This is a genomic window from Edaphosphingomonas haloaromaticamans, from assembly GCF_001853345.1.
Classification (GTDB): domain Bacteria; phylum Pseudomonadota; class Alphaproteobacteria; order Sphingomonadales; family Sphingomonadaceae; genus Sphingomonas_E; species Sphingomonas_E fennica.
The window spans coordinates 2,012,198-2,029,903 of the sequence record NZ_MIPT01000001.1 but is presented as its reverse complement, the minus strand read 5'-3'; the positions used below and the strand labels follow the sequence as shown (position 1 = coordinate 2,029,903).

Annotated in this window: 27 protein-coding genes and 1 tRNA gene; 19 read left to right on the top strand and 9 right to left on the bottom strand. The window is 67.5% G+C overall.

Features of this window, described 5'->3' with window-relative positions:
- Positions 1–1,212: 1,212 nt before the first annotated feature.
- From BHE75_RS09310 to BHE75_RS24020, 8 genes are read left to right on the top strand one after another with little or no spacing between them, the layout of a single operon-like run.
- Positions 1,213–1,605, top strand: a complete 393-nt coding sequence (locus BHE75_RS09310) for a hypothetical protein (RefSeq protein ID WP_015457791.1) — start codon at positions 1,213–1,215, stop codon at positions 1,603–1,605.
- A gap of 18 nt (positions 1,606–1,623) precedes the next feature.
- A complete protein-coding gene (locus BHE75_RS09305; protein WP_015457792.1) occupies positions 1,624–1,824 on the top strand; it encodes a hypothetical protein in 201 nt (66 codons plus the stop codon).
- Positions 1,821–2,024, top strand: a complete 204-nt coding sequence (locus BHE75_RS09300; protein ID WP_015457793.1) for a hypothetical protein — start codon at positions 1,821–1,823, stop codon at positions 2,022–2,024. The genes BHE75_RS09305 and BHE75_RS09300 overlap by 4 nt, the downstream gene beginning before the upstream one ends.
- Positions 2,025–2,039: 15 nt before the next feature.
- On the top strand, positions 2,040–2,714 hold the full coding sequence (locus BHE75_RS09295) for a glycoside hydrolase family 19 protein (protein ID WP_070933681.1): 675 nt from the start codon (positions 2,040–2,042) through the stop codon (positions 2,712–2,714).
- On the top strand, positions 2,711–3,058 hold the full coding sequence (locus BHE75_RS09290; RefSeq protein ID WP_070933680.1) for a hypothetical protein: 348 nt from the start codon (positions 2,711–2,713) through the stop codon (positions 3,056–3,058). The genes BHE75_RS09295 and BHE75_RS09290 overlap by 4 nt, the downstream gene beginning before the upstream one ends.
- A complete protein-coding gene (locus BHE75_RS09285) occupies positions 3,055–3,582 on the top strand; it encodes a hypothetical protein (RefSeq protein WP_070933679.1) in 528 nt (175 codons plus the stop codon). Before BHE75_RS09290 ends, BHE75_RS09285 begins: the two co-directional genes overlap by 4 nt.
- Entirely contained in the window at positions 3,582–3,926 is a 345-nt protein-coding gene (locus tag BHE75_RS09280; RefSeq protein ID WP_191225171.1) for a winged helix-turn-helix domain-containing protein, read from the top strand. Before BHE75_RS09285 ends, BHE75_RS09280 begins: the two co-directional genes overlap by 1 nt.
- Before the next feature lie 2 nt (positions 3,927–3,928).
- On the top strand, positions 3,929–5,620 hold the full coding sequence (locus BHE75_RS24020) for a hypothetical protein (RefSeq protein ID WP_070933677.1): 1,692 nt from the start codon (positions 3,929–3,931) through the stop codon (positions 5,618–5,620).
- Between the two features lie 90 nt (positions 5,621–5,710).
- Here BHE75_RS24020 and BHE75_RS09270 read toward each other — a convergent pair whose 3' ends face one another.
- From BHE75_RS09270 to BHE75_RS24015, 4 genes are all read right to left on the bottom strand, one after another.
- Complete coding sequence (locus BHE75_RS09270) at positions 5,711–6,097, bottom strand: helix-turn-helix domain-containing protein (protein WP_015457800.1); 387 nt, start codon at positions 6,095–6,097, stop codon at positions 5,711–5,713.
- Positions 6,094–6,429 (bottom strand): hypothetical protein, encoded by a 336-nt coding sequence (locus tag BHE75_RS09265; RefSeq protein ID WP_015457801.1) that lies wholly within the window; start codon positions 6,427–6,429, stop codon positions 6,094–6,096. Before BHE75_RS09265 ends, BHE75_RS09270 begins: the two co-directional genes overlap by 4 nt.
- Positions 6,430–6,673: 244 nt before the next feature.
- Positions 6,674–6,922 (bottom strand): hypothetical protein, encoded by a 249-nt coding sequence (locus BHE75_RS09260; protein ID WP_015457802.1) that lies wholly within the window; start codon positions 6,920–6,922, stop codon positions 6,674–6,676.
- 11 nt (positions 6,923–6,933) lie between these two features.
- Positions 6,934–7,143: a hypothetical protein gene (locus BHE75_RS24015; protein WP_139181685.1), complete on the bottom strand. Its 210-nt coding sequence runs from the start codon at positions 7,141–7,143 to the stop codon at positions 6,934–6,936.
- 274 nt (positions 7,144–7,417) lie between these two features.
- Here BHE75_RS24015 and BHE75_RS09255 point away from each other — a divergent pair, with 274 nt between their 5' ends.
- Positions 7,418–7,921: an MliC family protein gene (locus BHE75_RS09255; RefSeq protein ID WP_015460320.1), complete on the top strand. Its 504-nt coding sequence runs from the start codon at positions 7,418–7,420 to the stop codon at positions 7,919–7,921.
- Between the two features lie 38 nt (positions 7,922–7,959).
- On the opposite strand, the gene BHE75_RS09250 is transcribed toward BHE75_RS09255, so the two are convergent.
- A complete protein-coding gene (locus BHE75_RS09250) occupies positions 7,960–9,282 on the bottom strand; it encodes a methyl-accepting chemotaxis protein (RefSeq protein ID WP_254684406.1) in 1,323 nt (440 codons plus the stop codon).
- Positions 9,283–9,459: 177 nt separating this feature from the next.
- Here BHE75_RS09250 and BHE75_RS09245 point away from each other — a divergent pair, with 177 nt between their 5' ends.
- The 4 genes from BHE75_RS09245 to BHE75_RS09230 all read left to right on the top strand — a co-directional run bounded on the left by BHE75_RS09245 (position 9,460) and on the right by BHE75_RS09230 (position 11,857).
- Positions 9,460–9,942, top strand: coding sequence for a MarR family winged helix-turn-helix transcriptional regulator (locus BHE75_RS09245; RefSeq protein ID WP_015460318.1), 483 nt, complete (start codon positions 9,460–9,462; stop codon positions 9,940–9,942).
- Positions 9,943–10,029: 87 nt separating this feature from the next.
- A complete protein-coding gene (locus BHE75_RS09240) occupies positions 10,030–10,509 on the top strand; it encodes a glutathione peroxidase (protein WP_070933675.1) in 480 nt (159 codons plus the stop codon).
- A 273-nt stretch (positions 10,510–10,782) separates the two neighbouring features.
- Positions 10,783–11,004 (top strand): hypothetical protein, encoded by a 222-nt coding sequence (locus BHE75_RS09235; RefSeq protein ID WP_015460316.1) that lies wholly within the window; start codon positions 10,783–10,785, stop codon positions 11,002–11,004.
- 229 nt (positions 11,005–11,233) lie between these two features.
- A complete protein-coding gene (locus tag BHE75_RS09230; protein ID WP_015460315.1) occupies positions 11,234–11,857 on the top strand; it encodes a YceI family protein in 624 nt (207 codons plus the stop codon).
- A gap of 76 nt (positions 11,858–11,933) precedes the next feature.
- On the opposite strand, the gene BHE75_RS09225 is transcribed toward BHE75_RS09230, so the two are convergent.
- Complete coding sequence (locus BHE75_RS09225) at positions 11,934–12,260, bottom strand: DUF2218 domain-containing protein (protein ID WP_015460314.1); 327 nt, start codon at positions 12,258–12,260, stop codon at positions 11,934–11,936.
- A 140-nt stretch (positions 12,261–12,400) separates the two neighbouring features.
- A complete protein-coding gene (locus BHE75_RS09220) occupies positions 12,401–13,048 on the bottom strand; it encodes a PadR family transcriptional regulator (protein WP_070933674.1) in 648 nt (215 codons plus the stop codon).
- A 117-nt stretch (positions 13,049–13,165) separates the two neighbouring features.
- On the opposite strand from BHE75_RS09220, the gene BHE75_RS09215 reads away from it, so the two are divergent.
- The 5 genes from BHE75_RS09215 to BHE75_RS24675 all read left to right on the top strand — a co-directional run bounded on the left by BHE75_RS09215 (position 13,166) and on the right by BHE75_RS24675 (position 16,291).
- Complete coding sequence (locus BHE75_RS09215; protein WP_070933673.1) at positions 13,166–14,476, top strand: replication-associated recombination protein A; 1,311 nt, start codon at positions 13,166–13,168, stop codon at positions 14,474–14,476.
- Positions 14,473–14,814 carry an MmcQ/YjbR family DNA-binding protein gene (locus BHE75_RS09210; RefSeq protein ID WP_070933672.1) on the top strand — a complete coding sequence of 114 codons (342 nt, stop codon included), beginning with the start codon at positions 14,473–14,475 and terminating at the stop codon, positions 14,812–14,814. The genes BHE75_RS09215 and BHE75_RS09210 overlap by 4 nt, the downstream gene beginning before the upstream one ends.
- Complete coding sequence (locus BHE75_RS09205) at positions 14,814–15,680, top strand: hypothetical protein (protein ID WP_070933671.1); 867 nt, start codon at positions 14,814–14,816, stop codon at positions 15,678–15,680. Before BHE75_RS09210 ends, BHE75_RS09205 begins: the two co-directional genes overlap by 1 nt.
- 17 nt (positions 15,681–15,697) lie before the next feature.
- Positions 15,698–15,773: transfer RNA gene (locus BHE75_RS09200), tRNA-Thr, on the top strand.
- Between the two features lie 407 nt (positions 15,774–16,180).
- The gene (locus BHE75_RS24675) at positions 16,181–16,291 is read left to right on the top strand and encodes a hypothetical protein (RefSeq protein WP_368073063.1); all 111 of its coding nucleotides are present in this window, start codon (positions 16,181–16,183) and stop codon (positions 16,289–16,291) included.
- Between the two features lie 22 nt (positions 16,292–16,313).
- On the opposite strand, the gene BHE75_RS09190 is transcribed toward BHE75_RS24675, so the two are convergent.
- Entirely contained in the window at positions 16,314–16,706 is a 393-nt protein-coding gene (locus BHE75_RS09190) for a DUF1801 domain-containing protein (protein WP_070933670.1), read from the bottom strand.
- 25 nt (positions 16,707–16,731) lie between these two features.
- A complete protein-coding gene (locus BHE75_RS09185; RefSeq protein ID WP_070933669.1) occupies positions 16,732–17,178 on the bottom strand; it encodes a DUF1801 domain-containing protein in 447 nt (148 codons plus the stop codon).
- Between the two features lie 169 nt (positions 17,179–17,347).
- Between BHE75_RS09185 and BHE75_RS09180 the strand changes: the two genes are divergently transcribed.
- The coding region (locus tag BHE75_RS09180) for an ATP-binding cassette domain-containing protein (RefSeq protein ID WP_139181830.1) at positions 17,348–17,706 on the top strand (359 nt) is incomplete at its 3' end.

The following is a 17,706-nucleotide window of genomic DNA, read 5'->3' as shown; positions in this document are numbered from 1 at the left end:
TCGGGATCAGTGTTGCGGGCCTTACGGCGACCGTCAGTCCCTTCACGATCGAGGGGGGGATCAAGCAATACCGGGCGAGTTACACCGCCACGGCGGCAGGCCAACGGCTCAATATGTATGAGCATCCGGCCTATGCGGTGAAGGTTAATCCGGGCGAGCGCCTCGCCGTCCAGTGCAATATCCGCGCGAACGGTCCCATCGACCGAACGGAACTGCAAATCTGGTATCGCGACGCGGCCGATGCGAATTTTAGCCAAGAGACCCTGCAAACTCTGACGGGCCAGCGCGGCTATAATACGTTGATGCAGGGCTTTGCTGTTGTGCCGGCCGGGGCGGTGAAAGCCTTCATCCACGTCAGCAGCTACACCAACGCCGCAGGGACAGGGATCAACGCCATCGCGCAGCCGATGATATCGTCGGCGACCGCCTCTCAAACGCTGTTTCCTCCCTTCACTTCCGGCCCGGCCGATGGTGCGGACGGGAGCCCAGGGGCGCCGGGCACGGACGGCACGGACGGCGTGACGATATCCGCGAGCCCGCCCTCGATCATCGTCCAGGCCGATCGCGACGGCGGAGTCTATAGCGGCCAGTTCCCGGCCACGGCCCAGATCACGGTGCTGGACGGGAACGCAAACGTCACCGAAAGCTGCACCTTCAGCAGCTCTACCGGCGGGGGCGCTACCGGCAGCGTCAGCAATGCCGCCGGCATGAAGGGGCTGGTGACGGCCACGTCGCTGCCGAGCCCCAACATCGCCGGCTATATCATGGTGACCGTGACCTACGGCGCCAAGACGCTGACCCTGCGCATGAACGTGTCGAAGGTGCGCGACGGCACGAACCCATCGGCCGCCTATCCGGCGGTGCCGGTCGGGCTGACGACGACGGCCTATCCGAATCCTATCCCGCTCGACGGCGGGCAGACGCTGACCGTCTGGGCCGTGCTCGACGGGATCAACCCGACCGGCGGCGGCACAATGTCCGGATCGCTGCAATATAGCCTGGACGGAGGCAGCAGCTGGAACGCGATGGGCGGCACCGCATCCGGTTCGGCGACCTTTGCCGTGGGCGAGCCGGCCTCGGTCCATCTCAACGGGACCTATACGGCACCGTCCGGTGGCGCGACCGTGACGGTGCGCTTCATCGGCTCGAAGGTGGGTGCCGGCAATATCACCATCTCGTCCCGTTCCTACATGCAGCCCAAGTGAGGCCCCGATGCCCTGGATCATAATCGATGCGGAGACGAAGGCGCTCGTCTCCGGCCCGCATGCCGACGCGCCCGAGGTGGACGAGGGGCGCGAATCGTGGCCCGCGCCGCCTGAGTTTCCGGCGCTGATGTTCTGGGACCCCGTGGCGCTGGCCTTCCGCGACATCGTGCCGCTGACGGGCCGCATCCTATCCCCGCTCGCCTACCAGCGGCGGTTCACCCAGACGGAGCGGATAGCGATCCGCGGATCAGCGGATCCTGCGGTGATCGACTGGCACGCGCTGGCGATGATCGCGACCGAGATCGACCTGACCGACCCGGATGTCGTCGCCGGGACCAACTACCTCGAAGCCATTGGGCTGATCGGCGCGGGCCGCGCGGCCGAAATCCTCACGATCTGAGTGAAAGGACCGGAATAGGTGCCACCCGAATTGATCACCGCATTCGGCCAATTCGGGCCGCTCGGGCTCATGATCTGGTATCTCGTCTGGCGGGAGCGGACGGGCGCGGAGAAGCGCGACCAGATCGAGCGTGAGCGGATCGAATCCGATAAGGCGCTGGCTTCCGCCCTGACCGCCCTGACCGTCACCATCAACAATATGGACCGGAGGGCGCCGTGACGCCCCCGGCGCGGCTGGCGGCGATCCGCGCCGTGCGCACGGCCGCCCATGACCTCGCCGCCGCCTGCGCCCTGCTGCTGGCAGGCCAGCGCTGCGGCTGCCGCGCGGACGATCTGATCCGCTCATCCTTCCCGGTCGATCCGGCGACGCCGCCGGACATGATCGAAACCCTGGCGCGGATCGACAAGGCCGCGTCCTAACCCAAGGAAATCGCGATGATCGACTGGAAACGCGCCCAGCAGCGGCTGGGCGTGGCCGCCGACGGCGTGCCCGGACCCATCACCATGACGGCGCTGCTGGCCTTCGTCGCCGGCCGTGCCGCGGATGACGCGATCCGCGCCATGGGCGCGATGCTCGCCAGGCAGGCGACGGCCTACGGCATGACGACGCCCGAGCGACTGGCCGAATTCGTCGCGCAGATCTGCAACGAGACGGGCGGGTTCCGGCGGTTCGTCGAGAACCTCAACTATTCGGCGGAGGCGATCCAGCGGACCTGGCCGAGCCGGTTCCCGACGGTCGCCAGCGCTGAGCCCTTCGCCCGTAACCCGGAGAAGCTCGCCAACCGGGTCTATGACCGTGCTTCCGAGGGCAACACTCAGCCGGGCGACGGCTGGCGCTATCGCGGGCGCGGCGCGCTCCAGTTGACCTTCCGGGGCAATTATCGCCGGTTCGGCCAGGCGCTCGGCCTGCCGCTGGAGGATGCGCCGGATCTGGCGGCCAACCCGGCAACGTCGGTGCTGATCGCGCTCCATTTCTGGCGGCTGGGCAAGGTCAACGACGCGGTGGACCGCCACGATTATCGGCAGGCCCGGAAGATCACCAATGGCGGCTATATCGGCCTGGAGGAGGTCGCCCGCCTGCGGGTTCGCGTGCTGGGGGTGCTGGCATGAGGCGCCATCGGCTGGCGGCCGGCCTGCTCGCGCTGGCGGCGCTCGTCGGCTGCAATCCGCCCACCGCCAAGGACGGCTATCGCTTCGAGCGGGCCGAATGGTCGAGCAGCCAGTTGCGGGTGACGCTGGTGCTGCATCCGTCGATCGAGGATCTGGACCGCGAGGGCCGCCGCGCGGGCGCGATCGTCCAGAGGGACGAGGGCATTGCCGCCTGGAGCCTGATCGACGCGCACGGCAACTGCACGATCCATATCGTCGATCCGACCCGCCTCTACCTCCCCGAGTTTATCGGCCACGAGCTGGCGCATTGCGCCTTCGGCCGCTTCCATGGAGCCCGGTCATGACCCCGCTTCCCATCGCCCTGCGCGCCGCTCTCCCGATCGGAGCCGCCCTGCTGCTGATCGGCGCCTATGCCTATGGCCGATCGGACGGCCGCCGGCTGGCGGAGGGGCCTGCCATCGCCGCGATCGAGCGCGTCAAGGCGGCCGCCCTCGCCACGGCCGACGCGGCGCGGACCAAGACGGCCGCCGCCCACGCCGCCGATCTCGCGCGCGCCCGCGCCGCCGAACAGCGCGCCGCCATCATCAACCAGGAGGTATCGAATGATTATCAGGCTCGCCTTGCCGATGCTCGTGCTCGCTATGACCGCCTGCTCGCGGACGCCGCCGCCCGCCCCGCTGCCAGTGGTGGCGCAGGAGCGGGTCTGCCCGGCCTTCCCGGTGCCGCCGGCAGACCTGATGCAGCGGCCACGCAAGATAGACTTCCTCCCGCCGACGCGCTGACGGCGACCGAGCAGGCCCTCCAGCTGGACGCGCTGATCCGATGGGTGGAGGCGCAGATCGCCGCCGCGAAGGCGGATGGCCGATGATGGCAGCGCCAGCGTCGCCGGCATGCTGCCCGAACTGCGGGCACAGCTTTCGGGGAGAGGGGCCGATATCCAGCGCGGGCCTGATCCTCGACCCGCTCCGTCGCGAGGCGATCTGGCGGGGGCAGCAGGCCCGCATCTGCCCGCGCGAATTTGATGTGTTGGAGATCATCGTCCGCGCCGGTGGTCAGCCTGTCAGCCGCGACAGCATCATGGCGCGGCTGGACAGCGATGGGTGCGCCCCGACCGCTCAGGTCCACGTCTGCCGGCTCCGCCAGAAACTGCGGGGCATCCCGATCTCGACGATTTTCGGCTCCGGCTATGCCTGGCGCCCCACGGAAGGATAGCCATGCTGATCAGCCCGAATAGCCTCGCGATCGTCGCCTGCGCGCTGCGGAACCGGCCGGCGGTGGTGGCGCCTCCCGCCGGCATCGACGCCGCCGCCGTGCTTGGCGAGGCGACCTTCCACCTCGACCCGGCCACCTTGATCGGGACGGTCGCCTATGATGCGGAGATCACCGGCGCGATCGTCGATGGCAAGGGCGGCGCAGCCTGCCCGGCAGGCAAGACGTCCGCCAGCGCCTATCCCCTCCTGCGGCAGGATACGTTTGGCACCGGGCACCCGGGCATCGAGATGAACGGCAATAACTGGATCAACCTCCAGCGCGCGTCCGGCCTCATCAACGCGCTCAGCGAATATGGCACGGGATCGGCCAACGCGGGCCGGGGCTATACGATCATCTATGAGGCGGATGTTGGCGCCACCGCGACCGGCAATTTCCGCACGGCCTTCAGCGACGACGCGAATAATAGCGGCCGCGCGATGCGCACCGGCGTCGGGACCTTCGGCCTTGGCGACCAGGGGGCGAGCTATCCGCGCCGCCCGAAGGCCGGCTATCAGCTCGCCATGCTTGGGGCGCAGCGCCTCGCCTCGGGCGGCGCCTGGGGAACGCAGGCGCGGGACAATGTGTTCTCGCCCGCCCCGGCGGCTGGGCTGCCGGTCCATGCGAGCAACAATTATCTCTATGGGCGCGGCGTGACGGCCGAAAGCAGTTCTTCGGGCTTCATCGGTCGCCTCGGGCGCCTGTGGGTCATCCCTCGCCGGATCACGTCTGCCGAGTGGGTGGCCATCCAGAAATATCTGCGGGCGCAGAAGGGCGCGGCCCTCCCCTGGGCCGAGGCGCCCGTCCATCTGATGTATGGGGACAGCAACGGCGCCAACGGCGCCCTCGGGAACTTCTGGCACCTGGTCATGGACGCGGTGGCCGTCGCGGACGAAAATCGCATGTGGCAGGCGCAGAGCGGCCTGTCGGCGGCGGACTGCACCACGCTGATCCCGGCGGACGTCGTGGGCCTCGAACGCGAGCTGGGCGTCCCGCTGCTGGTGACCTATCAGCTATATGGCAACGCGACGAGCGGGGCGACGGCAGTCACCATCATCAGCGGCATCCATTCGGCCGGCGTGTCGGGCATCTACGTCGCCACCCCTGCCGATTATTCGGATTCACTCACCGGGAACACGGAGGCCGCGCGCAATGCCTGGATCGCGGCGGTCGATGGGACCGGCATGGTCGACCTGCGATCCCCGGAAAATCTCGATATCCGGTTCGGGCTGGACGGCACCCAGGGCAGCACCGTCTATTTCTCGGACGAGCGACATCTATCGGTGACCAATCCCGGCGGCCAGCGCGCGCGGGGTGAAGCCGATGCGCCCTATTACAAGCGGTTTCTGCATCAGGTGCTCGGCACCGCCGATGCCGGCGCGCCATCGTTCCCGACGCCGCCGAGCATCGCCGGCACAGCCCAGGTGGGTCAGGTGCTCACCCTCAACCTGGGCGCGGACCCCGATGCGGGGCTTGTCACCCAGGTCGAATGGCTGCGCGACGGCGTGGCCGGGCCTGTCGCGACCCTGCCGGAGCTCTGGAAATACACCCCGGTTGCAGCCGACGTCGGCAAGGCGATTACCGCCCGCGTGACGCGCCAAGGGCCGGGTGGTGCGGTGACGGCCACGTCGGCGCCAACGGCTGTGGTGGGAAGTTGACCGAATAGTCTCCGGGCGACGTCAATTCTGTGTCTGGGCAGTTGCGCGCCCCTCAGATTCGGGAGATTGAGGTCGTCTTCGACCAGGCCTTCAAGCTTCGTCACCCGCCCACTCGATATCCACGTCGATCCCTTCGGCCTCCAGCGCATCCGCTGCCCATGCGATCATCATTGCGTGGGCACCGAGCGGCAGGCTGCGCGCATGTGGGCTGCGATCCTGTTCAGCCTGCGTGCGATAGCGCCACAGTAGGACCGGCCCTTTCGCTACCCTATCCGTGGCGAACGTTACCAGCTCGTCAACCGCTAGCCCCATGGCGTCTTCCAGAGACTCCAGCGCGCCCGACGCGTCGGCCGGGATCGGCGTGGCTCCCGACTGCCAGCGCCGCACCGTGCGGTCCTGGACGCCGCACAGGGCCGCCGTCTCATCGACGGACAGCCCCAGCGAACGGCGGCGAGTATCGAACTCGGCCGGGCTCACTCTTCGTCCTCGGCGCCCTGGGCCAGCATCTCGGCATAGGCCTCGTCGGTGATCGCCTCGCAGTGACCGCGAAAGCGCGGGCTCAGCACGATGGCGGTGAAGATTTCATCTTCGGCCTGTTTCCGGTCGGAGTTGGTCGAAAAGAAGGTGGTCATTTCCCAGCCCCGGTTCGCGACCTGCTGGCGGGTCCAGAGCGTGAAACCCCCGTCATCATCCTGACGAACGTCGTACTCGCGGCTGTCGCTGGTCAGAATTTCGTGAGCGGCTTCGGTGAGCGTCAGGCCCTGCGCCTGGACTTCGCCTTCGCCGGAAAGGATCGTGTAGGTGGTCATCTCAACTTCTCCCTCTGGAGTTCGACCGGCCCATCGCCCGTCGTTGGAACCTTATATGTCCGCTTTCCGGACACTGCAACAACTATTTTTCATCCGCCGCCGGATATCCCTGCCCAGGAGGAATCAGTGTCATGTCACGACACTCCGGATTGTCCGGAGAACCGATATTTTTTAATGTCGTTGCCGGTTAGAGGAGGGCACGGTGGCGGCCACTTCAGCGCCCACGGCTGTGGTGGTCGCGCCGTCATGACGCGCTCGTGACGCCGATGTGCGGGAACGGTTGGCCGGCGGCCTCCGGCCCATAGACATCGAGCCCCGCGAACCGACGACTTATCCGTTGGGCGACCTCATCCTTGGCCTGATCCCGCTCCAGCCGATCCTTGGACCGAAGCCGCTGGATCAAATAGGGCGGCATCTGCCCGATCTCGTATCGGACCATGATTTCCACCTCCAACTGGGACCACAGGCGGGTGTTGTGTTTTTCGCGCTCCATGCTCCCGCTCCTCAATTCGGCAGGGCCGGGCGGCAGTCGAACTCGACCAGCGCGGCGCCGATGCGATACCAGGCATGGACGGCATCGGTTCGGCCGGCATCGCGCGCGGCGACCAGGGCGGCCATGATCGCATCGCCCACCCCATCGCCATGCTGCTCGACCATCGCGAGCAACTGCGCCCACGCTTCGGCTGTTGCCTCGTAGACTGGTTCTGGTGTCATATTCCCCTCGAATCATCCTTGGCCAGCCGCCATTGTGTTCCCGATATGTTCGATATCCAAATCGCTGCGGAGTAGGTGCAAATTATTTTGGGGGCACCCGTGGGGGCACTGAATTAACACACAGCGCCAGACATGGCTTATATATTGACTAAATGGCGCATAATATGGTGGGCGGCGGACCCACCATCGCTCCACTTTTTCCATCGAATTGGCTCGACAGCCGCCGCCGGTTTTTGCAGCCTGCCGCCACGGCAAATTGCAAGAGGATCAGGCGATGGCCCACCATCTGCTCCGCACTGCTCCGATCGCGGCGCTCGCCCTGCTGGCGGCCTGCGGCGATTCGGGCAGCCCTTCCCCCACCAGCCAGCCGACCGCCACGGAAATCGAGCCGGTCGACAATATGGTCACGTCCGCGCCGTCCATGGCGGATGCGGCAAATGCCGCCGATGCCAATGCGGTGGACGCAAACGCCGCCGCTCCGGCCTCGGCGCTGCGCGAAGTGACCTATAGCTGCGTGCCGGCCACCACGATCATCGCGCATTACGACAATAGCGATCCCGACGATGCCGAGGTGAAGATCAGCTTCCAGGGCAAGGTCTACGATCTCGATATCGCGCGCTCCGCCTCGGGCGCCCGCTACACCAGCGACGATGGCCGGGGTCCCGGCAAGACGCTGACCTGGTGGACCAAGGGCTTCGAGGCCACGCTCTACGAAGGCACGAAGGGCGGCAAGCCGGAAGAGGACAAGGTTATCGCAACCTGCAAGGAGAAAGCCTGAGGCACACGCGCCCCAAGCGGCCCCCCTCGCCCCCGGTTTCAGGCGGCGCGTATCTCCTCCAGGAACGCGCCCACCTTGCCGCGCAGCCGGCCCGATCGGTCGGCCAGCACGGCGGCCATCTCCTCCATGTCGCAGGCCTTCGCCGCCGCCGCCATCGCCGCCTCGTTGATCGCCTCGGCATTCTGATGGATGTGGGCCGATGCGGTCACCGCCTCGCTCACATTGGCGGCGATGGCGTGGGTGGCTCGTCCTTGCTCGGCCACCGCCTCCTCCATCGCCCCGGCAAAGGCGTCGATCCGCGACACGATCGTCTCGATATCCCCATGTCCCGCATGCACCGCGCCGATCGCCTGGCGGATATGGGCGACCTGGCCGTGGATGCCGGCCGCCGCCGCCTTGGTCTGCGAGGCGAGCGATTTCACCTCATGCGCCACCACCGCGAAGCCGCGCCCCGCCTCGCCGGCCCGCGCGGCCTCGATCGTGGCGTTGATCGCCAGCAGGTTCACCTTGCCGGCGATGGTCTCGATCAGCGTCACCACGCCGCCTATCTCGTTGGCGGCTTCGGCAAGCCCCGCCGCCCGCGTGCCGCCATCGGCCACGATCGCCACCGCATCCACCGTCGATGCCCTGGCCACGCGCATCGTCTCGCGCACATGATCCAGCGCGCCGGCCAGCCCGTGGCCCTGCGCCGCCACCTCCGCCATGTTGACCGACGCCTGCGAGGCCGCGCTCGCGACCGCGCTCACCCGCGCGCCGTTCAGCGTCGCGCGCTCGGCGATGCCGCTCGCGGCGTGGAGCACGGTGGTCGAAAGCGCGCTTAGTTCGTCCGCCAGTGCCGCCGCCTCACTGCGGAAACGCTCGCTCGCGGCATCCATCGCCGCCAGCCGCGCGGCCGCGCCCGCCGCGCGCTCCGCCTCGCGCCGGGCGGCCAGCCGCAGCAGCGCGCCGTTCGCCATCACCCCGGCATAGCGGCCCTCGCGCGTCAGGATCAGCCCCTCGCGCCCGCCGCTGGCGGCATAAGCATCCAGCAACGCGCCCGCCGCCATGTCATGCGGCGCGGTGGGGCAAGGGCGCACATGGTTGGCCAGCGCCATGCCGATGCCGATCCCCGGATTGCTCAGCAGCGCATGGCCGAACGGATTGAACAATATGCGCTTCAGGTCCGCCTCGAATATCGCGCCCAGCGGCCGGGCATCGCCGTCGATCACGGGCAGCAGCCGCAGGGTCGGCGCCGCGCGGAATATGTCGATCGCATCCGCCAGCGGGGCATCGATGCGGATCGCCGGATGCGCGGCGGCTTCCCAATCCGCCATGGCGGCATCCGCCCTCGCCCGCGCCCTGTCCTCGCCCGCTCGCGTCACCCGTCGCCCCATTTCCGGTTCCGATGCCGCCGGATAGGCGCCGAAGGGTAAACAGGGCGTAAGGCTTATGTGACAATTATATGAAATACAGGCTTTTTCGGATCATCCGCGGACCATGGCCAAAGAAATCCGCTCGCCGGTTGCGCGGGTGGCGGGCAAATAGCTATATAGGGCAATATGGCTGTCCAATCTGCATCCCCTCTCTTTCTGCGCGAATCCGAGATCCGCCGTGGCGTCGAACTGCTCTATTTCGGCTACAGCCATCTCTATCGCGAGATCGAGGCCGGGCTCGGCCGCCAGGGCCTGGGCCGCGCCCATCATCGCGCGCTCTACTTCATCGCCCGCCAGCCCGATCTCACCGTCAGCGACCTGCTTCGCATCCTGGGCATCACCAAGCAGTCGCTCGGCCGCGTCCTCAACGAGCTGAGCGAGCGCGGCATGATCGAAAGCCGCGTCGGGCGGGAGGATCGCCGCCAGCGCCTGCTTCGCCTCACGCCTGCCGGCGCGGCGCTGGAGGCCGAGCTGTTCGAGGCGCTGCGCGCCCGCCTGTCGCGCGCTTATGCCGAGGCGGGCCAGGGCGCCGTCGCCGGCTTCTGGACGGTGCTGGAGGAGCTGATCCCCGCCGAGGAACGCGCCCGCGTCGCCGATCTGCGCCGCTGAAAGCCTGCGCCCGGGCCAATTCTGGCCGCTTGCAACGCCGCGCCATGCGGGCATCCTCCGGCAAAGACATTGGAGGGGACGAATCGCATGGCCGGCATCTATGATTTCCAGGCGGAAACGATCAACGGGGCTCAGGCCTCGCTCGCCAATTATCGCGGCAAGGTGCTGCTGATCGTGAACACCGCCAGCAAGTGCGGCTTCACCCCGCAATATGAAGGGCTGGAAAAGCTGCACGAGGCCTATGCCGATCGCGGCCTCGCCGTGCTGGGCTTTCCCTGCAACCAGTTCGGTGCGCAGGAGCCGGGGGACGCGACCGAAATCGCCAATTTCTGCACGCTGAAATATGACGTGAAGTTCCCGATGTTCGCCAAGATCGACGTCAACGGCGAAAATGCGCACCCGCTCTATAAGTATCTCAAGCATGAGGCGAAGGGCGTGCTCGGCACCGAAGGCATCAAGTGGAACTTCACCAAGTTCCTGGTGGATCGCCAGGGCCATGTCGTCGATCGCTTCGCCCCCACCACCAAGCCCGAGAATCTGCGCGGCGCGATCGAAAAGCTGCTCTGACGGCCCTGCCCCGGCCGCTTTTCCGGGCGGCGGCCAGTGGCTACCCCAATTCGCCGCTGCTACCTCCTAAGATTTCCCCGCCGCCGCGCGGGGCCCTTCCGCTTGCGCCACGTGCCTTAAAATCATTTCGTTCCCGCACCTTTGCCACCGCAGCCCGCCGGCCTCGCCGCGTCCCCGCGCCCCTGACGGGGGCCGGGCCGTCGATTGACTCCGGTCCGGCGCCAGCGGATGCTCATCCCCGGTCGCGGTTCTGATCCCGCAGGAGCACTGAGCATGTTCGGACCGATCAAGCGCCTCAAAGCCTTGTCCGAAAAGACGGACAAAGCCTTCAAGGAAGCCGAGGAGAAGGACAAGGACAGCCCGATCGACGACGGCAAGCCGAAGAAGAGCGAGGATGACGCCAATGCCGCCGTCGACGCCGCCGAAGCGGTGGTCGAAGTGGCCAAGCGCGCGGTGCTGAACGCCATCGCCGACAGGAAGGGCACCGATCGCTAGGAGCCCCGCCCGCGGGGCACCTGCCAGCATCGTCGGCCGGCCGGATCGCTCCCCCCGTTGATCCGCCGGCCGGCGAACCCCGCTGCGGCCCCGGCATGCTCCGTTCCGGCCGCCGCCGCTCCTGCCTTTCCGCGCTCATTCCGGAAACATTTCGTTTCACTAATGATGGTTTGACAGTCGCGCGCCGCACCGTCAGCCTCGCGCGGCTTTTCAACGACCGGAGCCTGAAATGCGCAAGATCATGATCGCCGCGGCGCTTGCCGTCACGTCCGCCGTCGCCATCCCCGTCATCGCCCAGATGCCCACCACCGCGCCGGGCGCCAAGGATCCGTCGCGGGTGAAGGCCGGAACCTACACCGTCGACAGCGCCCACACCCAGGTGCTGTTCGAGGTGAACCACCTCGGTTTCAACGATTATTTCGGCCTGTTCGGCAACGCCACCGGCACGCTGAAGCTTGATCCCGCCAATCCTGCCGCCGCCAGCGTCGCGATCGAGATTCCGATCGCCAAGGTCGCCACGAACAGCGATGGCCTCACCAAGCATCTGCTCGGCCCCGATTTCTTCGATGCCGCCAAATTCCCCACCGCCACCTTCAAATCGACGAACATCACCGTCGACGGCAACGATGCGAAGATCACCGGCGATCTCACCATCAAGGGCGTGACCAAGCAGGTCGTGCTCGATGCCGAGTTCGAAGGCGCCGGCGTCGGCCCGATGAACAAGAAGGATACGGTCGGCTTCGAAGCCGAAACCAAGATCCGCCGGAGCGATTTCGGGATCAGCTACGGCATCCCGATGGTGCCGGACCAGGTGGAGCTGAAGATCAGCGTCGCCTTCGAACGCGAGGGCTGATCCCCCAGGACATGAAAAGGCCGGGTCGCCACGGAGGCGGCCCGGCCTTTGTCTTTACCCCGATCGGGGGTTCGGCTTACCGCCAGTCGAAAGCCAGCGGCGCCTCGCGGAAGGCGAAGCGATCGAGGTGGCGGGCCACCGCGCCCTTCAGCGCCTCCAGCTGCTCGGGCGAGCTCGCATCGATCCGCACCGTCAGCGCATCCGCCGCCGCATCGAAGGTGGCAACGGCGTCGCCCGGAAAATCGGCGCCGCGCGCGTCCTTCGGGAAGGTCACCGTGCCGTGATCGGCGGTGAACTCCACCTTCAGATTATGCGCCCAATGCTTGCAGAGCTGCTGCAGGTAACGGCTGCCATGGCTGGTCGGCACGCTGGCGGCGGCACTGGTCGTCGTCGGGTTGGTCAACGGGCTACTCCCTTCCCATGTCCGTGCGGGAAAGCGCGTGGGGGCGATACGGCCCCAACGCGCGCCCGCGGATCGCGCATATGTAGGGGCGGCCGGGTCGATCCCCAGCCGCCGCCGCATGATATCGAGCCGAGACGTCTTCACATCCGCTCGATCTTGCGGGCCACCTCGTCGATCAGCGCCACGGCGTCGTGGATCGTCTCGGGGGTCACGTCCGGCCGCGAAAGCCGGTGCCGCAGCACGACATGCAGGTTGTGCATCGCACGGCGCACCGCCATCACGTCGGGCCGCCCGCGCTCCTCGGCCAGCCCGGCCAACCGCGCGAACAGCGCCTCCACCTCGGCCTGCCGCTCGGCCAGATGGGCCGTGCCGGCTTCGGTGATGGCAAAGGCCTTGCGGTTGCCCTCGGCTTCCGCCTCGGCGATCAGGTCCATGTCCTGCAGCAGGGTCACCGTGGGGTAGACCACGCCGGGGCTCGGCGCATAGGCGCCGCCGGTCAGTTCCTCGATCGCGCGGATCAGGTCGTAGCCGTGGCGCGGCTGGTCCCCGATCAGCTTCAGCAGCACGAGCCTCAGCTCGCCGCCGTCGAACACGCGGCGCCGGCGGCCGCCGCCTTCCTCGCCTTCCAGGCCCCAGGCCATGGCGAAGCGCCCGCCCCGGAAGCCGCGCGGCCCGCCGTGCCGGCCGAATTCATGGCCGAACTCCCGGCCGCCTTCAAATCCCGGGCCGAAATGCCCGCCACGTCCGCGGCGGCCATGCCCTTCATGGAATCCAAATCCGAATCGCATCTGTCATATCTCCTTTAGATGCGTCTAAGATATATCTTGATGTGACGAATGCAAGCCCCCTCCCGCATGCCATCCGCCCTTTGTGCCGATGCGCCCACATCCCTATATTCCGGGGCGATGGCCGATCTCTTCGCTCCCGCCCTTGCCGCCACTCCGCCGGAAACCGCCCCGCTGGCGGATCGGCTGCGTCCCCGCTCGCTCGCCGATGTGGTGGGCCAGGAACATCTCACCGGCCCGGATGGCGCGATCGGCCGCATGGTCGCGGCCGGGCGCCTGTCCTCGATGGTCTTCTGGGGGCCGCCCGGCACCGGCAAGACGACGATCTCCCGCCTGCTTGCCGACGCGGTGGGCCTGCGCTTCGCGGCGGTCTCGGCCGTCTTCTCCGGCGTCGCCGATCTCAAGAAGATCTTCGCCGAAGCGCGCGAACATGCCCGCATGGGCACCCGCACCCTGCTGTTCGTGGACGAGATCCATCGCTTCAACCGTGCCCAGCAGGACGGCTTCCTGCCCTATGTGGAGGACGGCACCGTCATCCTCGTCGGCGCCACCACCGAAAACCCCAGTTTCGAGCTGAACGCCGCCCTCCTCTCCCGCGCGCAGGTGCTGATCCTCAACCGGCTGGACGCGAAGGCGCTGGAAACCCTGCTCGCACGCGCCGAGGAAGCCGAAGGCCGCCCCCTCCCGCTCACGGCCGAAGCCCGCGCCGCCCTGGTTGCCTCGGCCGATGGCGACGGCCGCTTCCTCCTCAACCAGGCGGAAACGCTCTTTTCGGTCGATCTGCCGGAGCCGCTCGATCCCGCCGGCCTCGCCGGGCTCCTCCATCGCCGCGTCGCGGTCTACGACAAGGATCGCGAGGGCCATTACAACCTGATCTCGGCGCTCCACAAAAGCCTGCGCGGGTCCGATCCGCAGGCCGCGCTTTATTATCTCGCGCGCATGCTCACGGCGGGGGAGGAACCGCTCTACGTGCTGCGCCGCCTCGTCCGCTTCGCATCGGAAGATGTCGGCCTCGCCGATCCGCAGGCCCTGGTCCAGTGCCTCGCCGCCAAGGATGCCTATGATTTCCTGGGTTCGCCCGAAGGCGAGCTAGCGATCGTGCAGGCTTGCCTCTATCTCGCCACCGCGCCCAAATCGAACGCGGCCTATGCCGCGCAGAAGGCGGCGTTCCGCTCCGCGAAGGAAACCGGCTCGCTGATGCCGCCCAAGTCGATCCTCAACGCGCCGACCCGGCTGATGAAGGATGTCGGCTACGGCAAGAACTACGCCTACGACCACGACACGGCCGATGCGTTTTCCGGCGCCGACTATTGGCCGGAAGAGATGGGGCCCCAGACCTATTACGCCCCCTCCCCGCGCGGTTTCGAGGCGAAGATCGCCGAACGCCTGGCCTATTGGGAAAGGCTGCGCCGCGAACGGAACGGCGGATGAACTGGGAGGAAGCCGTCGCCTTCGCGCTTTCGCTGCCGGGCACGGAAATGTCGACCAGCTATGGCGCGCCGGCGGTCAAGGCCAATGGCCACACCATCCTTTCGCCGGGACGCGAGGCGGGTTCCTTCTGCCTCCATATCGATCGCGACACCGTCGAGATGCTGATGGAGACCGATCCAGACAACTGGTGGCAGACGCCCCATTACGCCGGCTGGCCCGCCGTGCTGGTGCGCCATGACAGCGCCGATACCGATCGCGTGCGGCTGATGATCGAACGCGCGCGCGATCAGGCCGCCAGCCGCCCGCGCCCGAGGCCCCGCCCGGTCAAGAAAGGCTGATGCGCCGCTTCACCCGCTTCGCCTGCATCGACTGGTCGGGCGCACGGGGGGAGAGGCTTCCCGGCATTGCGGTCGCCGAATGCCATGCCGATGCCGGGCCGCCCCGCCTCGCCGGCCCGCCCGGAAGCTGGTCCCGCCAAACCGTGCTCGATTGGCTGGTCGATCGCGCCGACGAAAGCGCGGACATGCTGATCGGCTTCGATTTCTCCGCCTCCTTCCCTTTCGCCGATCGCGGCGCCTTCTTCCCCGGCTGGGATCGATCGCCCGCCGATGCCCGCGCGCTCTGGGCGCTGGTGGACGGCATCTGTGAAGACGAACCCCATCTCGGCGCCAACGGCTTTGTCGATCATGAGGATGCCGCCCGCCATTTCCGCCGCCATCGCGGGCGGGAAGGCGTGGATTTCGGCGGCGGCGCCGGCCGGATGCGTCTGGTCGAAACCCGCACGCAGGCTCGCCCGGCCTCTTGCTTCAACCTGGTCGGCGCCAAGCAGGTCGGCAAATCCAGCCTCACGGGCATGCGCCTCCGCCACCGCCTCGCCGGCCGCATCCCGGTCTGGCCCTTCGATCCCCTTCCCGAAAAAGGGCCGCTGATCGTGGAGATATATACCAGCATCGCCGCTGTCGCCGCGGGCCGCCCGCCCGGCCGCACCAAGATGCGCGACGCGACCAGCATCGCCCAGGCCCTCGCCGCCCTCGGCAGCGCCCCGCCGCCCGCGCCCGAGCATCATGACGATCACAGCGCCGACGCGCTCGTCACCGCCGCCTGGCTCCGCACCGCCGCCGGCCAGCCGCACCTCTGGCATCCCGCCCCGCCATTTTCTCCCGCCATCACCGCAACGGAGGGCTGGACCTTCGGCGTCGCCTGAAGCATGGAGCGTCGGTCGCCGGCTTAGCTCAGTTGGTAGAGCACCTGATTTGTAATCAGGGGGCCACGGGTTCGAATCCTGTAGCCGGCACCAGCACCGCCTTGGCACCAAGCCATGACGCCGGAGCAAGTTTTCACCCTCATTGATGCTGTCGGATAACATGGAGACGATCCCGCTCGACATCGCGGGTAGCGGTGGCAATCTTGCCGCATGAACCAACTCTTTCGCCTTTCCGGCGCCGTCAGTGGATCCGAACGTCGATCCATGGTTCGCGGCGGGCGCGGATGAATTGCGAAGCCTGGCCAGGCTGTGGTTCGATCGCATGCGGGCGTGCGGACCCGACGTTCGCGAGCTGCTCCATGACGGGCAGCCCACCGCCTGCGTCGGCGGCGCTGCATTTGGATATGTCGACGCCTTTACCAGTCACGTGAACGTCGGGTTTTTTCCATGGCGCGGCGCTGGAAGACCCGGCGGGCCTCCTGGAAGGCACCGGCAAGCGCATGCGGCACGTAAAGCTGCGCCGTGGCCAGCCGGTCGACGACGCCGCGCTGGGCGCGCTGCTGGCGGCTGCTTATCGCGACATCCGCCTGCGCCTGGAAAGCGCATCGTGAAGGCTATTCCGGCGGACGCTTCTCAGCCCTTCTTCCCGTTCAGCGCCACCGCCGCGCGGACCAGCGCCTTCAGCGCCGGCTCGTCGATGGCATCGCCCTCGTGGAAGTCGATCGCGCGGCGGGTATTGCCGTCGAGGCTCGCGTTGAACAGGCCGGCGGGGTCATCCAGCGCCGCGCCCTTGGCGAAGGTCATCTTCACGGCCGTCTTGTAGGTCTCGCCGGTGCAGACCATGCCGTCATGATACCAGACCGGAACCCCGCGCCATTTCCATTCCTCGACCATGTCGGGGTCGGCCTCCAGGATCAGGGCGCGCAGGCGGGCGAGCATCTCGCCGCGCCAGTCGCCCAACGCCCTGATCCGCTCGTCGATCAGCCTGGATGGGGATTTGTCGTCCGCGGTCGCGCCGTTGGCCATGTCGATCCTTCCTCCTTGCCTTGCGCTACGGAACCCAGCCGGGCAGCGCCGCCGCCTGCCTGATCCAGTCCGCCAGCGCGTCCTCGTCCAGCGCATCATCTTCGTGGATGTGGAAGTAACGCGTATCCTTGTCCTTGGAGTCCACCGGCGGCAGCGGCCGCAGCGCGGCGCCGCGAAAGAAGGCCAGCTTGATATAGCGGGTGAAGCAATGCACGCCGAGGAACCAGCCCTGCCCTTCCACGCCGTATAAGGGCGAGTTCCACTTCACCGCCTTGCGCACGCCGGGCACGGTCCGCTCGATCAGCGCGTCCAGCCGGCGCCCGGCTTCGCTTTTCCAGCCGGGCATGGCGGCGATATAGGCCTGCACCGGGCCATCACCGTCGCCCTTGGCGATCTGCGGATTGCCGCCCGAAAGCAGCACGGGCTGCCCTGTCCCGCCCTTCGCCGATCCCCCGGATGCCTTGCGCGCCATCCATCCTCTCCTCGGGCCCAACCCATCCCGCCGGGCGGACGGGTGGTTGAACATGGCCCTCGCATGTCCTATCTCATTGCCGGTCAATCGCATAAGCGGATATACCAGATCATGGATTTCAACCCGACAGCAACCTTTGTCCGTTCCGCTGCTCGGGAAACCCGCATCCATGTCCGCCTCGATCGCTCTTTCCAACCTCGCCTGGTCCACGCCTGAAGGCCATCCGGTCCTTTCGGGCCTCACGCTCAGCTTCACCACGGAACGCACCGGCCTCGTCGGCCGCAACGGCGTCGGCAAGACGGCGCTGCTGAAGCTCATCTCGGGCGAGCGCCAACCCCGCTCGGGCACCGTCACGATCAACGGCAGCCTCGGCTTCCTTCACCAGGCCGTCCAGCCACGGCCGGGCGAGACGATCGCCGACCTGTTCGGCATCGCCCCCGCGCTCGCCCTTCTCGCCCGCGCCGAACGCGGCGAGGCGACGATGGAGGAGCTGGGCGACGCCGATTGGCTGCTGGAATCCCGCCTCGC

Excerpts from the sequence above, each read along its gene's own strand:
- BHE75_RS09215 (WP_070933673.1), top strand. The coding sequence starts at position 13,166 with ATGGCCGATCTCTTCGCTCCCGCCCTTGCCGCCACTCCGCCGGAAACC.
- BHE75_RS09290 (WP_070933680.1), top strand. The coding sequence starts at position 2,711 with ATGAGGCGCCATCGGCTGGCGGCCGGCCTGCTCGCGCTGGCGGCGCTC.
- BHE75_RS09310 (WP_015457791.1), top strand. The coding sequence starts at position 1,213 with ATGCCCTGGATCATAATCGATGCGGAGACGAAGGCGCTCGTCTCCGGC.
- BHE75_RS24015 (WP_139181685.1), bottom strand. The coding sequence starts at position 7,143 with ATGACACCAGAACCAGTCTACGAGGCAACAGCCGAAGCGTGGGCGCAG.
- BHE75_RS09285 (WP_070933679.1), top strand. The coding sequence starts at position 3,055 with ATGACCCCGCTTCCCATCGCCCTGCGCGCCGCTCTCCCGATCGGAGCC.
- BHE75_RS09190 (WP_070933670.1), bottom strand. The coding sequence starts at position 16,706 with ATGGCCAACGGCGCGACCGCGGACGACAAATCCCCATCCAGGCTGATC.
- BHE75_RS09240 (WP_070933675.1), top strand. The coding sequence starts at position 10,030 with ATGGCCGGCATCTATGATTTCCAGGCGGAAACGATCAACGGGGCTCAG.
- BHE75_RS09295 (WP_070933681.1), top strand. The coding sequence starts at position 2,040 with ATGATCGACTGGAAACGCGCCCAGCAGCGGCTGGGCGTGGCCGCCGAC.
- BHE75_RS09210 (WP_070933672.1), top strand. The coding sequence starts at position 14,473 with ATGAACTGGGAGGAAGCCGTCGCCTTCGCGCTTTCGCTGCCGGGCACG.
- BHE75_RS09205 (WP_070933671.1), top strand. The coding sequence starts at position 14,814 with ATGCGCCGCTTCACCCGCTTCGCCTGCATCGACTGGTCGGGCGCACGG.
- BHE75_RS09260 (WP_015457802.1), bottom strand. The coding sequence starts at position 6,922 with ATGGAGCGCGAAAAACACAACACCCGCCTGTGGTCCCAGTTGGAGGTG.
- BHE75_RS09265 (WP_015457801.1), bottom strand. The coding sequence starts at position 6,429 with ATGACCACCTACACGATCCTTTCCGGCGAAGGCGAAGTCCAGGCGCAG.
- BHE75_RS09245 (WP_015460318.1), top strand. The coding sequence starts at position 9,460 with ATGGCTGTCCAATCTGCATCCCCTCTCTTTCTGCGCGAATCCGAGATC.
- BHE75_RS09220 (WP_070933674.1), bottom strand. The coding sequence starts at position 13,048 with ATGCGATTCGGATTTGGATTCCATGAAGGGCATGGCCGCCGCGGACGT.
- BHE75_RS09230 (WP_015460315.1), top strand. The coding sequence starts at position 11,234 with ATGCGCAAGATCATGATCGCCGCGGCGCTTGCCGTCACGTCCGCCGTC.
- BHE75_RS09255 (WP_015460320.1), top strand. The coding sequence starts at position 7,418 with ATGGCCCACCATCTGCTCCGCACTGCTCCGATCGCGGCGCTCGCCCTG.
- BHE75_RS24020 (WP_070933677.1), top strand. The coding sequence starts at position 3,929 with ATGCTGATCAGCCCGAATAGCCTCGCGATCGTCGCCTGCGCGCTGCGG.
- BHE75_RS09280 (WP_191225171.1), top strand. The coding sequence starts at position 3,582 with ATGGCAGCGCCAGCGTCGCCGGCATGCTGCCCGAACTGCGGGCACAGC.
- BHE75_RS24675 (WP_368073063.1), top strand. The coding sequence starts at position 16,181 with ATGCGGCACGTAAAGCTGCGCCGTGGCCAGCCGGTCGACGACGCCGCG.
- BHE75_RS09185 (WP_070933669.1), bottom strand. The coding sequence starts at position 17,178 with ATGGCGCGCAAGGCATCCGGGGGATCGGCGAAGGGCGGGACAGGGCAG.
- BHE75_RS09235 (WP_015460316.1), top strand. The coding sequence starts at position 10,783 with ATGTTCGGACCGATCAAGCGCCTCAAAGCCTTGTCCGAAAAGACGGAC.